Source organism: Geothrix fermentans DSM 14018 (assembly GCF_000428885.1).
GTDB lineage: Bacteria > Acidobacteriota > Holophagae > Holophagales > Holophagaceae > Geothrix > Geothrix fermentans.
Genome location: NZ_AUAU01000010.1, coordinates 37,657 through 51,632, shown reverse-complemented (window position 1 = coordinate 51,632; position 13,976 = coordinate 37,657). Strand labels below are relative to the sequence as shown.

At 70.4% G+C, this 13,976-nt stretch carries 11 protein-coding genes; 5 read left to right on the top strand and 6 right to left on the bottom strand.

The window, feature by feature from the left end; all coding sequences use genetic code 11:
- Positions 1-76: 76 nt before the first annotated feature.
- From argH to G398_RS0104475, 5 genes are all read right to left on the bottom strand, one after another.
- Positions 77-1,435 (bottom strand): argininosuccinate lyase, encoded by a 1,359-nt coding sequence (gene argH / locus G398_RS16235; RefSeq protein WP_043483630.1) that lies wholly within the window; start codon positions 1,433-1,435, stop codon positions 77-79.
- Positions 1,425-2,492 (bottom strand): M20/M25/M40 family metallo-hydrolase, encoded by a 1,068-nt coding sequence (locus G398_RS0104490; RefSeq protein ID WP_026852705.1) that lies wholly within the window; start codon positions 2,490-2,492, stop codon positions 1,425-1,427. The genes argH and G398_RS0104490 overlap by 11 nt, the downstream gene beginning before the upstream one ends.
- Positions 2,489-3,412: an acetylglutamate kinase gene (gene argB / locus G398_RS0104485; RefSeq protein WP_026852704.1), complete on the bottom strand. Its 924-nt coding sequence runs from the start codon at positions 3,410-3,412 to the stop codon at positions 2,489-2,491. Before argB ends, G398_RS0104490 begins: the two co-directional genes overlap by 4 nt.
- Positions 3,413-3,460: 48 nt before the next feature.
- Positions 3,461-4,453, bottom strand: coding sequence for an N-acetylornithine carbamoyltransferase (locus G398_RS0104480; protein WP_026852703.1), 993 nt, complete (start codon positions 4,451-4,453; stop codon positions 3,461-3,463).
- 140 nt (positions 4,454-4,593) lie between these two features.
- The gene (locus G398_RS0104475) at positions 4,594-5,733 is read right to left on the bottom strand and encodes an aspartate aminotransferase family protein (protein WP_026852702.1); all 1,140 of its coding nucleotides are present in this window, start codon (positions 5,731-5,733) and stop codon (positions 4,594-4,596) included.
- 164 nt (positions 5,734-5,897) lie between these two features.
- On the opposite strand from G398_RS0104475, the gene G398_RS0104470 reads away from it, so the two are divergent.
- The 3 genes from G398_RS0104470 (at position 5,898) to G398_RS19300 (ending at position 8,352) form a co-directional block, all read left to right on the top strand.
- Positions 5,898-6,302 carry an arginine repressor gene (locus G398_RS0104470; RefSeq protein ID WP_026852701.1) on the top strand — a complete coding sequence of 135 codons (405 nt, stop codon included), beginning with the start codon at positions 5,898-5,900 and terminating at the stop codon, positions 6,300-6,302.
- Positions 6,303-6,464: 162 nt separating this feature from the next.
- Positions 6,465-7,205 (top strand): hypothetical protein, encoded by a 741-nt coding sequence (locus tag G398_RS0104465; protein ID WP_026852700.1) that lies wholly within the window; start codon positions 6,465-6,467, stop codon positions 7,203-7,205.
- A 4-nt stretch (positions 7,206-7,209) separates the two neighbouring features.
- Positions 7,210-8,352, top strand: coding sequence for a murein hydrolase activator EnvC family protein (locus G398_RS19300; protein ID WP_026852699.1), 1,143 nt, complete (start codon positions 7,210-7,212; stop codon positions 8,350-8,352).
- A 108-nt stretch (positions 8,353-8,460) separates the two neighbouring features.
- Here the strand turns inward: G398_RS19300 and G398_RS0104455 are convergent, their stop codons facing one another.
- Positions 8,461-9,648 carry a type II secretion system F family protein gene (locus G398_RS0104455; RefSeq protein WP_026852698.1) on the bottom strand — a complete coding sequence of 396 codons (1,188 nt, stop codon included), beginning with the start codon at positions 9,646-9,648 and terminating at the stop codon, positions 8,461-8,463.
- Positions 9,649-9,984: 336 nt separating this feature from the next.
- On the opposite strand from G398_RS0104455, the gene G398_RS0104450 reads away from it, so the two are divergent.
- Both G398_RS0104450 and G398_RS0104445 read left to right on the top strand, forming a co-directional pair.
- On the top strand, positions 9,985-12,471 hold the full coding sequence (locus G398_RS0104450) for a hypothetical protein (protein WP_026852697.1): 2,487 nt from the start codon (positions 9,985-9,987) through the stop codon (positions 12,469-12,471).
- Positions 12,472-12,606: 135 nt separating this feature from the next.
- Entirely contained in the window at positions 12,607-13,773 is a 1,167-nt protein-coding gene (locus G398_RS0104445) for a DUF4382 domain-containing protein (RefSeq protein ID WP_169720613.1), read from the top strand.
- The last annotated feature ends 203 nt before the right edge of the window (positions 13,774-13,976 follow it).

Genomic DNA, 13,976 nt, shown 5'->3' with positions numbered 1-13,976 from the left:
CACCAAGACACCAAGAACTGCAAGAAAATTGCCTTTGTCTTTCTTGGTGCCTTGGTGTCTTGGTGGTGATCAGTTGTCAGTTCGCCCATAGCGAAGCCTCCGCCTGGGCATGGAGGTTCTGCTTGGCTTCGATCCAGCCGCGGGCCGATGCGAGGTCGGCTTCGAGGGCGTCGAGGGCCAGGTTGCCGGCGCCGCCCAGGTGGGTGGCGGTGAGGGCCGTCCGGTCCGGGGCGAAGGTGCCCTCCTGGATCTGCTGGGCCACCTTGCGGTAGGCCTCGCGGAAGGGCAGGCCCTGGCCCACGAGGACGTAGGCCTGGTGGGCGGCGTAGAGCTCGTCGCTGGAGGCCGCGGCGGCGGCCTCCGCCTTCACCTGGAGGGCGGGCAGCAGGGGGCCGAGCACCGTGAAGAGGTCGTCGGCATGCCGCAGGGCGGTGATGAGGGGCTGCTTCAGCAGCTGGAAGTCCCGGTGGTAGCTGGAGGGCAGGCCGGAAGCCAGCTGCTCCACGAGGCCCGCGGCGCCGCGCAGCTCCCGGCAGCGGCCCCGGGCCAGCTCCACCACGTCCGGATTCTTCTTCTGGGGCATGATGCTCGAGCCCGTGGTGAAGGCATCCGGCAGCTTGAGGAAGCCGAACTCCTCGGTGCTGTAGAGCGAGACATCCCACAGGAACTTCTCCAGCACGCCACCCACCGAGGCGGTCCACTGGAGGACAGCGGCCTCGTGGCGGCCCCGGCTGTTCTGCACGTCGATGGGGCTGCGCTGGACCTTGGAGAAGCCCAGCAGCTTGGCCGTGAGCTGGCGGTCGATGGGCAGGGGGACGCCGAAGCCGGCGGCGGAGCCCAGGGGGCAACGGTCCAGGCGGCCGTACACGCCCTGCAGGGCCTCCAGCTCCTCCAGCAGCCCCTCGGCGAAGGCCGTGGCCCAGAGGCCGAAGGTGCTGGGCATGGCGCGGCGCAGGTGGGTGTAGCCCGGCAGGGGCGTGTCCTGGTGGGCCTTGGCGAAGGCCAGGAAGCCCTCGGCCAGATCCGCCACCCGCAGGCCCAGGCGCACGAGCTTGTCCCGCAGGTAGAGGCGCAGGGCCAGGATCACCTGGTCGTTGCGGGAGCGGGCCAGGTGGATGCGCCCGCCCACGGGGCCCAGGTTCCGCGTGAGGTCCGCCTCGATGGCGGTGTGGCCGTCCTCCATGTGGGGCGGGATGGGGAAGGCCCCCTGCTTGGCCAGGTTGGCGATGCGCCGCAGGCCGCGGACCAGCGAGACGGCGTCCGCCTCGGGGATGAGCCCGGTGGCGGCGAGCATCCGGGCGTGGGCGGCGCTGCCCAGGGCGTCCCAGGCCAGCAGGGCCAGGTCCGTCTCGGGATCTTCGCCCACGGTGAAGCGGTGGATGGCCGCGTCCAGCGGCACGTCCTTGGCCCAGAGGGTGGTGGCTTCAGGCCTCATGGGGCACCTGCATCTTGAAGAAGGCCGGGACGAGGGAAGTGTAGAAGGCCGCGCCGGCCTCGAGTTCCTGGATGGTGAGGTACTCGTTGGGCCGGTGGCTGCGGAAGGTGTCGCCGGGACCCACCTTCACGGCCGGGAGGCCGCCCAGGAAGGCCCAGTCCGAGGTGGTGCCCGAGCCCACCGGGCCTGCCTTCTTCGCGGCCTGGAGGGCGGCGCGGACGACGGCATGGTTGGGGTCCGTGCCCTTGGGAAGGTACCGCTTGGAGTGGATGGCGACCTCGCTCTCCAGCTGCCGCTGGAAGTCCAGGGCGAGGGCATCGTGGTCCTGCTCGGGACCCGTGCGCAGGTCGATGAAGAACTCGCAGGCGTCGGGCACCTGGTTGCGCCGCAGGCCGCCGCTGATCTGGGTGACCTGGGCCTTCTGGCTGCCCAGCAGCGGGTGGGCGGGGAAGTCCATGGCCGCCACCTTGGCGATGTCCCGGGCGGCCTTGTGGATGGCGTTCTCGGCGCCCAGCATCTGGGCGTTGGCCACGTGGCCGCTGGTGCCCCGGGCCGTGCACTTCAGGAGGAGCATGCCCCGCTGGGCGGCGCAGACCCGCAGGCCCGTGGGCTCGCCCACCACGGCGGCGTCGAGGGGGCCCAGCTGGTCGAGGATGGTGGCGATGCCCTGGCCGCCGGTCTCCTCCTCGGCGGTGAGGGCCACGACCACCTCGCCGTCGAGGTCCTGCTTCGACAGCCCGAAGGCCGAGAGGAGGAGGGCCGCCACGCAGCCCTTGGCGTCGTTGGCGCCCAGGCCCTGGAGCCGGGGGCCGTGCCAGACGGGCGTGAAGGGGTCCCCCTCCCAGCCGGCGCTGGGCGGCACCGTGTCCAGGTGGGAGTTGAGCAGGAGCCGGGCCCCGCCCTTCCTCCCGAAGGTGAACCAGAGGTTGTGGCCCTGGCGGTGGGCCTCGAAGCCCCGGGCGGCGATGAGGTTCTGCACCAGGTCCGCCAGGGGGCCCTCCTCGCCGGACACGCTGGGCGTGCCCACCAGGAGGGTGAGCAGCTCGGCGGGGCTCATGGCTTGGCTCCGGCGGGGACCGGCTGGGAGGCCACGATCATCGTGCCGCTGCCCTCGTTGGTGAAGACTTCGGCCAGGAGGGCGTCCGGAGCGGTGCCGCTCACCAGGTGGGCGCTGGGCACCCCGCCCTGGAGGGCGGACTTCACCGCCGCCATCTTCGGCCGCATGCCGCCGCTGATGACGCCCTTGGCTTCGTAGGCGGCCACCTGATCCAGGGTGGCGTGGGGGATGAGCGAGGAGACCTTCGCGACGTCCTTGAGCAGGCCTGGGACGGAAAGCAGGAAGAACAGCTTCTCGGCTCCCAGGGCTGTGGCCAGGCTGGCGGCGATGGTGTCGGCGTTGGTGTTGTAGATGGCGCCGTCCTCCCCGCCGGAGAGGGGGGCCACCACGGGCACGAAGCCGCCCTCCAGCAGGTGGCTCAGCACGTGGGGGTCCACGGTGTCGATGTCGCCCACCAGGCCGAAGTCCACCAGCTGGGGTTCCGTGGCGCCATCGGGCACGATGGGCACCGGTGGCCGCTTGGTGGCCTTGAGCAGGCCCGCGTCCAGGCCCGTGAGCCCCACGGCGGGCACGCCCGCAGCCTGGAGCCCGGCCAGCAGGTCCATGTGCACCTGGCCGGCGAAGACCATCTTGGCGGCGTCCAGCACCTCGGGGCTCGTCACGCGCCGCCCCGCCACCTTCTGCACGGGGATGTTCATGGCCTCGCACACGGCGTCCAGCTCCGCGCCGCCGCCGTGCACCACCACCACCCGGATGGAGAAGGACCACAGCAGGGCGATCTGCTCGCAGAGGGCCTTGCGGATCTTGGGCTCGGCGATGACCTCGCCGCCCACCTTCACCACGAAGGTCTTCCCGCGGAACAGGCGGACGTACCGGGAGGCTTCCTTGAGGGCGGCGTAGGGATTCGGGGAGAGCGGCATCACAACCTCGGAATGGGCACTGAAGACTGAAGACTGAGGACTGGAGACTCAGCGCTGCGACAGCAGCGCGTGGATGGTGGCCCGCTGCACGTGGAAGCGGTTCTCGGCTTCGTCCACGACGCGGCTCCAGGGGCCGTCCAGGACGCTGTCGTGGACCTCCAGGTTCCGGCGCACGGGCAGGCAGTGGGTGAAGATGGCTTCCTTGGCGGCCTTCTGCATATGGGTGGCGGTGGGCATCCAGGCGCCCAGGTCGGCCATGGGCGCGGCCTCCAGGCCCGACTGGGTGGAGGGGCCCCAGGCCTTGGCGTAGACGGCGGCGCTGCCCTCCAGGGCGGCGTCCTGGTCATCCGTGTAGATGACCTTGCCGCCGGTGGCGGCGGCGTAGGCTTCGGCCTCGGCACGCACCTCGGCGCTCAGCTCATAGCCCTTGGGGTGGGCCACGCGGACCTCGGCGCCGCAGGCCGCGGCGGTGAGCAGGAAGGAGTTGGGCACGGCCTTGGGCAGGGGCTTCATGTGGGGCGCCCAGGTCAGCGTCACGGGCACCTTGGTGGTACCGTGGGCCTCCTGCACGGTGAGCAGGTCCGCCAGACCCTGGTGGGGGTGCTCCCGGGCGCTCTCCATGCTGAGGACGGGCACGGTGCTGAAGCGCCGGAAGGCGTTGATGACGGGATCCAGCTCGTCCACGTCGTCGCCGTCGCCGTGGCTGAAGGTCCGCACGGCCAGCGCGTCCACGTAGCGGCCCAGCACGGGTACGCCCTCGCGGACGTGCTCGGCCTTGTCGGAATCCATGACCGCGCCGTCCCGGTCCTCCAGCTTCCAGGTGCCCGCGCCCACTTCGAGCACGATGGCGTGGCCGCCGTGGCGCAGCATGGCCGCCTCGAAGCTGGTGCGGGTGCGCAGGCTGGGGTTGAAGAAGACCATGCCCAGGATGCGGTCCGCGAGGATGGCGCCGGGGCGCTCCTTCTTCCAGGCCGCGGCGGTCTTGAGGATCTCCGCCACTCCGGCGGGGCCCAGGTCGGCGATGCGGGTGAAGTGCTTCATGTCGGCTCCCGTAGATCAGGCAATGGAGGGAAAGGATTCACCACGGAGACACGGAGAACACTGAGAAAACACTGAGGGACACCGAGAGGGGAGTGATGCTCCGTGTTCTCTTCTCCGTGCCCTCCGTGTCTCCGTGGTGCTCATGAAATCTCAAAGGCGTGGATGGCGGCGATGAGGGCATCAAGGGCGGCGCCGCTGACGCTGAGGGGCGGCATGAGGCGCAGCACCTGGGGATCGCCCGAGCCGCCCAGGAGGATGTGCTGGGCCATGAGGTGTTTCTTGAGAGCCGCGGCGTGGGGCGTGCGCAGCCCCAGGAGCAGCCCCTCGCCCTGGACGCCCTCGACCACGGATCCTTTCAATTCCTTCCGAAGCCGCGCCGCGGCTTCGGAAGCCCGGCCCATCAGCCCCTCCGACTCGATGACGTCCACGGTGGCCAGCAGGGCCGCACAGGCCAGGGGGCCGCCGCCGAAGGTGCTGCCCAGGTCGCCACCCTTGAGCTTCGAGGCCACGGCGGCGGTCATGAGGAGCGCCCCCATGGGCACGCCGGAGGCCAGGCCCTTGGCGGAAGTCATGAGGTCGGGCCGCACGCCGTAGAACTGCGAGGCGAAGGGGGTTCCCATGCGGCCCATGCCCGTCTGGATCTCGTCGAAGATGAGCAGGGTGCCCGAAGCGTCGCACTTGGCGCGCAGGGCTTCGAACCAGGCCTTCGGGGCGGTCTTGATGCCGGCCATGCTCTGGATGGGCTCGAGGATGACGCCGGCCACGTCCGAGAAGTCCGCCGCCTCCAGGGCCGCGAGGTCGCCGAAGGGCAGCCGCAGGCAGGGGGTGAGGCTGTCGGCGAAGGGCTGGGTGATCTTGGGGTCATCGGTCACGGACAGGGCCAGGGTGGTCCGCCCGTGCCAGCCGCCCTCGAAGGCGCCGAGCTTCTTCCGCCCCGTGAGGAGCAACGCCACCTTCAGCGCGTTCTCGTTGGCCTCGGCGCCGCTGTTGCAGAAGAAGACCGAGTCCATGCCCGAGAAGGCCGTGATCTTCGCGGCGGCCTCGTCCCGCACAGGCAGGGCCGCGGCGGCGGAGTAGAAGAGCAGCGACGCGGCCTGGTCCGCGATGGCCTTCACCACCTGGGGGTGGCTGTGGCCCGTGGCGCACACGCAGTGGCCGCCGTAGAAGTCCCACCAGGCCTGGCCCCGGTCGTCGAAGACCCGGTCGCCCTCGCCCTTCACCAGGGGGAAGGGGTAGGGGGCGTAGGTGGGGAGCAGGGCCGGAACGGTGGAGACGGACATGCGGAGAACCTCGTGCAAATGCGTGCATGGATCTGCATAACCATGCGAACGATTGCATAATATGCACAGCTTCAAAATCGCGATGCAAGTGATATTTCGTTGTTTTTGTTCGATGCGTGCCTCCGAGGCTTGAAATGCTATGCATTTTCATGCAGGCTTCATGCATGGATTTGGATCAGCTCATCCTCCAGCTTCTGGAGGCCCACCCCATCGCGGACCAGACGGATCTGCTGGAGCGCCTGTCCGTCGAGGGCCACGACCTCACCCAGTCCACCCTGTCCCGCCGCCTCAAGCGCCTGGGGGTGCAGAAGGTCCAGGGCCGCTATCGCCGGGTGGAGGCCGCCGCCCAGATCCTGCCGGACATCACCATCACCGAGGCCCCGCCCAACCTGCTGGTGCTGCGCACGGCGCCGGGCTTCGCCCAGGCCCTGGGCCTCAGCCTCGACGCCGATCCCATCCCCGGGCAGGTGGGCACCCTGGCCGGCGACGACACAGTCTTCGTGGCCGTGCTGCCCGAGCGCCTGGCCGACGTGAAGGCCCACCTGGCGCGGATGGTGGCGGCGAGGTAGAGCTTGGCCTCCTTCACGTAGGCCATCTCTGTTTATCTCCGTTCATCTCCGGCTGAAGAAAAAAACCGGCCGGAGATGAACGGAGATCCACGGAGATGAAAGCGGCCGGTCCCTCTGCCCGGCCCGCCGGCCCCGGTATGATCGTTCATCCCGGGAGTTCGCATGGACCGTTTCGGAAGCTCGAAGCTGCGCATCGGCTGGACGCTGGTCTGCCTGTTCTTCGCGGGGCTGGTCCTCATGGGCATCCGGGGGCAGCAGGGGCCGGACGGCTCCCAGATCATCGTGTTCGGCACCCAGGTGCCCCTGGGCGCGGACTCCCTGCGGGCCTACGCCCTGGGCAGCCTCCAGGGGGTGATGTACTGGCTGGTGTCCCTGGTGGTCCTGCTGGGGGCCTTCGGGCCCGTGAGCCAGTGGACGGCGGCGGCGGCCCGGGGCGAGCGGCTCAAGGGCTTCTTCGCGGGCACGGGCCTGGGCTTTGTGCACGGCCTCTTCCTCTCCCAGGTGGCCCTCATCCCCGTGTGGGTGCTGAGCCAGCGGCTCATCGGGGAAGCCTGGCCGCCGGAGCTGCTGCGGGCGGACCTGCACGGCCTGCTGCTGGGCCTCCAGATGCTGCTGTGGGCCGTGCTGCTGTCGCGCCTGCTGAAGTCCAGCGCGGGCCTGGCCCTGCTGCTCACCCTGCTGCTCCGCGAGCTGGGGCCGCGCCTGAGCTTCTTCCTGGATTTTGGCCAGGACCTGGGCTGGAGCGCGGGCCAGGTGAAGGTGCTGGAGGTCTTCGTCCGCCTGCTGCCCATGGCCCAGCTGCCCTCGGACCCCTTCTCGCCGCTGGCGCTGCCCCTCTCCATCGGCGGGCCGCTGGTGCTGGGGGCCCTGGCCATGCTGCTGCCGGCGGGGGGGCGGAAGTAACCGGATGCGTCCCGGCCTCGGACTGCTCCTGCTCCCGGCGATCCTGCTGGCCCAGGGGGCGCAGGATCCCGCGGCGCTGCGCCAGAAGCTGGCGGCCATCCAGGGGCGCCTGGGGCAGGTGGACCAGCAGCTGGCGGCCCTGAAGAAGCGCCGCAAGGGCGTGCTGGTGGAGATCCAGGGTATCTCCCTCCAGCGGGACCGGGCCAGGGCCCAGGTGGACGGGGCCCGGCTGCGGCGGGACCAGGCCCAGAGCGAGGTCCAGATCATCGGCCGGGAGCAGGCCCGCATCCAGGGTGAGGTGCTGAAGCTCCAGGGGGACCTCCGCAAGCAGGTGCGGTGGATGCAGGCCCTGGGGCCCTGGGGGGACTTCGGGCTCTACGCCACCTTCAAGGACCTCGACGCCTGGCTGGTGCGGGGCCGCATGCTGGCCTGGGCCCGCCTCCAGGAGCGCAAGCGCCTGGACCTGATCCACCGGCTCCAGGGCGATCTGGCCGCCAAGGAGAAGGCCCTCAAGGAGGTGCTGGCGCGCCTGGCCAACGAAGAGCGGGAGGCGGCCCAGCTCCAGGCCGCGCTGCGCCTCCAGGAAGAGAAGCTCAACAGCTTCCTCGACGGCCTCCAGAAGGATGAGGCCGCCCAGAAGCAGGTGCAGGCGGAGCTGGCCGAGGAGGCCATCCAGCTCGAGCGCCTGCTGGCGGGCCTGCTCAACAAGCCCAAGGGCGAGGCCTTCGAGGCCGCCGTGGCCTTCACCTCCCTCCAGGGCAGCCTGCCCCGGCCCGTGGAAGGCGCCCTGGCCCTGGGTTTCGGCGAGCACCTGCACCCGCGCTTCCACACCAAGACCGTGCAGAGCGGCCTGCTCATCGCCGCAGACAGCGGCGCGCCCGTGGCCGCCGTGGCCGATGGCAAGGTGGTCTTCGCCGACTACTATCAGAGCTACGGGCCCATGGTGATCCTCGAGCACGGCGGCGGCTGGTTCACCCTCTACACCCACCTGCTGGGCCTGCAGGTGGCCAAGGGCCAGGTGCTCAAGGCCGGCGAAGCCGTGGGCGCCGTGGGCGACACCGCGGACGGCCCGAGGCTCGGCTTCGAGATCCGCCACCAGGCCCAGCCGCAGGATCCGCAGCGGTGGCTGAAGCAGAAGTACCGGTAGCTCCGGCGAAAAGAGCTCCACGAAGAACACGAAGAATCACGAAAGGGCACTAAGTGGGCCCTTTGTGTTCTTTGCTTCCCTTCGTGTCCTTCGTGGAGGTCTTTTGCTTTACCTCACGACGCTGCTGGCGTTGAAGAGGGGCACGTAGATGGCCAGCAGGAGGGCGAGGACGACGACGCCCATGAAGAGGATGAGGACGGGGCCGATGAGGCTGGTGACGGCGGTGGTGGCCTTCTCCACTTCCTGGTCGAAGAAGTCGGCCACGTGGTCCAGCATCTCGGGCAGGGCGCTGCTCTGCTCGCCCACGCGCACCATCTCGACGGCCAGGGGATCGAGGATCTTCGACTGCTCCAGGGCCAGATGCAGGCTGCTGCCGGCCCGCACCTTCTCGGTGACTGTGGCCAGGCCCCCCTTCATGCGCTCGCTGGGGCTGGTGCGCTGCACCACCTCCAGGGCCTGCACCACGGGCAGGCCGCCGGAGAGCAGCACGCCGAGCGTGCGGGAGAACACGCTGGAGTGGTACATGCGGTAGAGGGTGCCGACCTTGGGCAGCATCAGGAGGAGGCGCTCCGCCAGCTTGCGCCCGGCCTCGGAGGCCGCCATCCAGCGCACGAGCACCGCCAGGCCCACGAGGGCGAGGCCCTGGAGCCAGAGGGTGGAGCTGACCACCTTGCCCATGCCCAGCAGGAGCCTGGTGAAGAAGGGCATCTCGATGTCGCCGCCGGCATAGAACTCGGCGAAGCGCGGCAGCACCACGTTGAAGATCACGCCCAGGGCCAGGATCAGCACCAGCACCAGGAAGGTGGGGTAGAAGAGGGCCTCGAGGATGCGGCGGCGGCTGCTCTGGGCGAACTTCTGGAAGGAGAGCCAGCGGGCCAGCACCTCCGGCAGGGTGCCGCTGCGCTCGCCGGCCACCACGTTGCTGCGGTAGACCGCCGGGAAGCTGCCGGCCTGCTCCAGGGCGTCCGAGAAGGACATGCCCTCCCGCACCAGCTCCACCACGTGGGCCAGAGCCCGGCGCAGCTGCGGATCCTTGCCGTGGCCCACCAGCAGCTCCAGCGACTGCAGGAGGGGGATGCCGGCCTTGAGCAGGGCCAGCAGCTCCTGGTTGAAGAGCACCAGGGACTCGGCCTTCAGCTGGTTGCGGCTGCGGAAGGCCGTGTCGGTCCGGGTGATCTCCAGAGGGAAGCCGCCCTCGGCCAGCACCCGGGCGCGCAGGGCCTCGGCACTCTCCGCCTCGAAGTCCCGCACGAGGACGTCGCCGTTGGGATGGGTGAGCCGGACCGTGAATCGCATGGGCACCTGGGAGCTTTGAGGATAGCTGGTAACACGGATTCACTTTCAAGGATGAAGGATCCACCACGGAGGTACGGAGCATGGGCACACGGGAGGCGCCGGGCCCGGATGCCCCAAGAAGGATCCGGATCCGGCGCCTCCCGTGGCTTCCGGCCTTGCCGGAAGCGGCCTTCGGCCTGCCCATGACGGAGCTTCACGGAGGCCTCCGTGCTCTTTCCGTGGCCTCAGTGCCTCCGTGGTGAGTCTATCCATCTGAAAGCCACTTGGTATAAAAGGCCGCGAGTCTGGAGGCGCCCCTCTCGACCGGATAGCCTCAGGGGGTGCCCCGGAGGCCCCGTGCCGCTTCGCCCACTCTTCGCGCTGCCCGTCCTCACCCTCACCCTGGCCGCCCAGATCCCGTCCGCGCCGCTGCGGACCGGCGTGCCGGAGCCGGCGGTCCTGGACCTGCGCGCCGTGGACGGAGCCCTGCTGGTGCCCAAGGACAACCGGGACGCGGGCCAGGTGGAGGCCGCCCGCCAGCGCTGGGCGCCCCTGGTGGCGGGGCTCAGGGACGCGCCCGCCGTGCGGCTGCGGCTGCCCGCCGGCGAGGGCCGGCTGCCCCTCCTGCTGGCGGCGGCCCAGGCCCTGAAGGCCCAGTCGCCGGCCCAGAAACTCTACGTGGCCTTCGATCCCCTGGCCGCGCCTCTCCTGGATGAGACCGCCTGGGGGGCCGTGGACGGCGGGGCCCTGGTGCCCGGGGACCTGAACCTGGATCCGGCACAGTGGCGGACCCAGCTCACCCGGGCCCAGGACAGCTTCCCGGGCCGCCCCTGGACCCTGTGGCTGCCCGCGGACCCCGGGGCGCTGGTGTCGGTCCTGATGGGTGACGGCGGGCGGGTGGTGGTGCCCGCGGGGGGCCCCGGGGCCCGGCTGGCGGAGGCGCTTCCGGCGGGGTTCACGGAGGTGGAGGGCGGCCTGGGGGATCTCACCCTGCGGAACCGGGCCGGGGCCCTGCGCCGCTGGACCTTCGCCGAGGGCGCCTGGTCGCCGGTGCCCCTGCCCAAGGAGCGCACGGAGGTGGCCGTGAGCGCCGCCGAGGCCTACGACGTGGGTGCCCTGCTGGCCAAGGTGCGGGCCGGCCAGCTCCGGGCCCGCGCGGCAGTGCGCACCGTCCAGGCCAAGGCGGAACTGGATCTGCACCTCCAGGGGGCCTCGGGCCGGGGCGGCGACCTGGGCTTCAGCTTCGGCTACTTCGAGCAGGCCGGCGAATGGCCCGAACTGCTCCAGAAGGCCGTCCGCTTCAACGGCGTCACCGCCAAGCTCGATGGCGAGGTGCAGCTGCCCCTCATCGAGAGCCGCCAGTCCATGTCCCTGCCCGTGGCCCTGGGCATGACCGAGCGCTACCGGTACCGGGACGGCGGCCCCGCGGGCCCCGGCCGGCGGCTGCTGCGCTTCGAGCCCGTGGATGCCGATCCCCTGCTCTACTCCGGCGACCTGGAGGTGGACGAGGCCACGGGCCGCATCCTGGTGGAGCGCCGGGAGCGGACAGACCTGCCGGGCACTGTGAAGAGCGAGCGGGAGATCCTCACCTACGGCGAGGCGGCGCCCGGCCTCTGGCGCCCGGTGGCCGTGCAGACCTTTGAGCGCTGGGTGAGCGCCGGCGGCATGGTGCAGGTCCAGCGCCGCTTCACTTATCGCGACTTCCAGGTGAACGCCGAGGGCTTCGAGGCCGCCCGCCAGGCGGCGCGGGCCTCCGCCTCCACCATGCTCAAGGTCACGCCGGAGGGCGCCCGCTACTTCACGAAGCAGGCCGACGGCACGCGGAAGATCGAGGAGAAGCCCAAGAGCAGCGGCCGCGCGCTGGCGGGCGTGGTGCTGGCGGATCCGGGCCTCACGCCGCCCGTGACGCCCCTGGGGGGCCTCCTCTACTTCGACTACAACGCCTTCGGGAAGGGCGTGCAGCTCAACGCCCTCACGGCCATCCTCTTCAACACCGCCAGCCTGGCCATCCCCCGGGGGCTGGGCAGCTTCGATGTGAGTGCCGACGCCACCGCCCTGTTGCTCAAGGGCACGGAGCGCCCGGTGGTGAACGGGCGCCTGTCGGACCAGGACGGCGTGGGCCGCCGCTTCGGGAAGCTGGGCGTGGAGCTGGGCCGCGACCTGGGCCTGGGCTTCCGCCTGGAGGGCCGCGGCGACTTCGAGTACGACGACTTCAGCGAGGGGGACAGCAAGTACCGGACGCCGGGCTACCAGCTGCCGCCCTCGGGCCTGACGCGCCTGGGCACGCTCCAGGGTTCCTGGCTCTTCCGCGGCTTCCAGGTGCGGGCCTACCACGGCTGGGGCAAACGTCCTGATGGCACCTACGGCCTGGCCACCGCCCCGCAGGAGGTGCCCGAGGGCGGCGACTTCCGCCGCTGGGGCGGCAGCCTGGGCCTGGACCGGGAGGTGGTGCCCGGCTTCTGGTTCCACGGCGAGGCCGGCTGGGCCTCGGGACGCGCCTTCGACCGCTTCAAGGCCCTGGACGTGGGCGGCATCACGGGCACGGTGCGCATCGCCGGCATCCGCGCCAATGCCATCACAGCGGACCGGCTCGTGTACGGCAAGACGGCCCTCGCCATCCCCACGGGGCCGAATCTGCGCCTCTCCCTCAGCCTGGAGTACGCCCGGGCCCGGGGCCTGGACGACCAGAAGACCTACGGCATGGGCGGCGTCGGCATCACCGGGGACCTGCCGGGCTTCTGGGTGTTCACGGCCGTGCGCGTGGACCTGGGCGTGGGTGTGCAGAGCGACATCGCCGGCGTGCGGACGGTGAATGGGTACGTGGCCCTGCTCAGGGTGTTCTAGGGAGGGTAGGCCAAAAGATCTATATCTTTATTTGATTAGCCTTAAATTTAAAATTTTGAATTGCGGGAGGAATGCGCCGGGACCATGATGGCTGTCCTGATGTCCTTTATCCCGGGCATGGGATCGGAGGTGAACATGCTGAAGTGGCGCGCAACCTTCCTGACGCTGGCCGGTCTCGGCCTGGCCATCCTGATGGCCTGCAGCGGATCGAGCTCCGGCGGCGGCTCGGGCACGGTCCCGAGCGGAAGCATGAACGTGCACCTGGTGGACGGGCCCATCTCCGACTACCAGGAGATCAACGTCAACATCCAGTCCGTGCAGATCAACAGCAACGGCACCTGGATCACCCTGGGCACGCCCAACAAGACCCTCAACCTGCTGACCCTGGTGGGCGGCGTGAGCGAGACCCTGGCCTCCGGCGCCACCCTGCCCGCGGGCCACTATGACCAGATGCGGCTGGTCCTCGGCTCCGACAATACCGTGAAGCTGGCGGACGGCTCCGTGCAGCCCCTGAAGGTGCCCTCGGGCATGCAGAGCGGCATCAAGCTCATCGTCAACTTCGACGTGGCACCCGGCACCACGAAGGATGTGTGGATCGACTTCGACGCGGCCCACTCGGTCCAGGTCGTGCAGGCCGGCATGTCCGGCCAGTACCTCCTGCGGCCCACCATCTGGGCCTTCGACAAGCTCGCCACGGGCTCCATCCAGGGGACGCTGACGGACTCCGCCACCTCGGCGGGCCTGCCCGGGGCTCTCGTGTACGCCGAGGTCCTGGACGGCTCGGGGAATGCCCGGATCGCCCGCAGCACGGTGACGGACGCCAACGGCGCCTACACCCTGGACCTCCTGCCCACGGGCGCCACCTACTTCGTGGTGAGCCAGCCCCTGACCGGCACGGACACCCCGAAGGCCTATGACGCCAAGGCCAGCGACGGCTTCGCCCTCAGCGAGGCCACGCCGACGTTCACCTACAGCGCGGCCTTCACGGCCAACGCCACCACCGGCGGTGTGTCCGGCGGCCTCACGCCCGTGGCCACCAGCAGCCAGAGCGACCGGGTGAACCTGTTCCAGTCCCTGACGACCTCGTCCGGGAGCCACCTCTTCCTGGTACGCACCACCATGGCCACGGTGGGCACCTCCACGGAAACCTACAGCTTCACCACCGTTCCCGCCGGCTCCTACAGCCTGCAGGCCGTCCGCAGCACCCTGAACGGGGACGGCAGCACCACCACGACCACCTCGACGGTGCAGACCGGCACGGTGGCGGGCGGCGCCACGGCCACGGTGAACCTGACGCTCTGAGGCAAGTCCAGCCCAGGCCCGGATGCCCCGGTTTCCGGGGCCTCCGGGCCTGCCTGCGCCGAGGGCCCCAGATCGGTTTTGAAGCCGGGCCCCGGTTGGGAGTAGCATGGGCCCAACCGACCCCGGCCCATCTGATGACGAGTTCCCCTTTCCGGGGCGCCCCAGCCAAAACCTGAGCCGCCGGGCTCGAGTCCTGAACCCGG

Excerpts from the sequence above, each read along its gene's own strand:
- G398_RS19300 (WP_026852699.1), top strand. The coding sequence starts at position 7,210 with ATGCGTCCCGGCCTCGGACTGCTCCTGCTCCCGGCGATCCTGCTGGCC.
- G398_RS0104475 (WP_026852702.1), bottom strand. The coding sequence starts at position 5,733 with ATGTCCGTCTCCACCGTTCCGGCCCTGCTCCCCACCTACGCCCCCTAC.
- G398_RS0104480 (WP_026852703.1), bottom strand. The coding sequence starts at position 4,453 with ATGAAGCACTTCACCCGCATCGCCGACCTGGGCCCCGCCGGAGTGGCG.
- argH (WP_043483630.1), bottom strand. The coding sequence starts at position 1,435 with ATGAGGCCTGAAGCCACCACCCTCTGGGCCAAGGACGTGCCGCTGGAC.
- G398_RS0104465 (WP_026852700.1), top strand. The coding sequence starts at position 6,465 with ATGGACCGTTTCGGAAGCTCGAAGCTGCGCATCGGCTGGACGCTGGTC.
- G398_RS0104445 (WP_169720613.1), top strand. The coding sequence starts at position 12,607 with ATGCTGAAGTGGCGCGCAACCTTCCTGACGCTGGCCGGTCTCGGCCTG.
- G398_RS0104490 (WP_026852705.1), bottom strand. The coding sequence starts at position 2,492 with ATGAGCCCCGCCGAGCTGCTCACCCTCCTGGTGGGCACGCCCAGCGTG.
- G398_RS0104470 (WP_026852701.1), top strand. The coding sequence starts at position 5,898 with ATGGATTTGGATCAGCTCATCCTCCAGCTTCTGGAGGCCCACCCCATC.
- argB (WP_026852704.1), bottom strand. The coding sequence starts at position 3,412 with ATGCCGCTCTCCCCGAATCCCTACGCCGCCCTCAAGGAAGCCTCCCGG.
- G398_RS0104455 (WP_026852698.1), bottom strand. The coding sequence starts at position 9,648 with ATGCGATTCACGGTCCGGCTCACCCATCCCAACGGCGACGTCCTCGTG.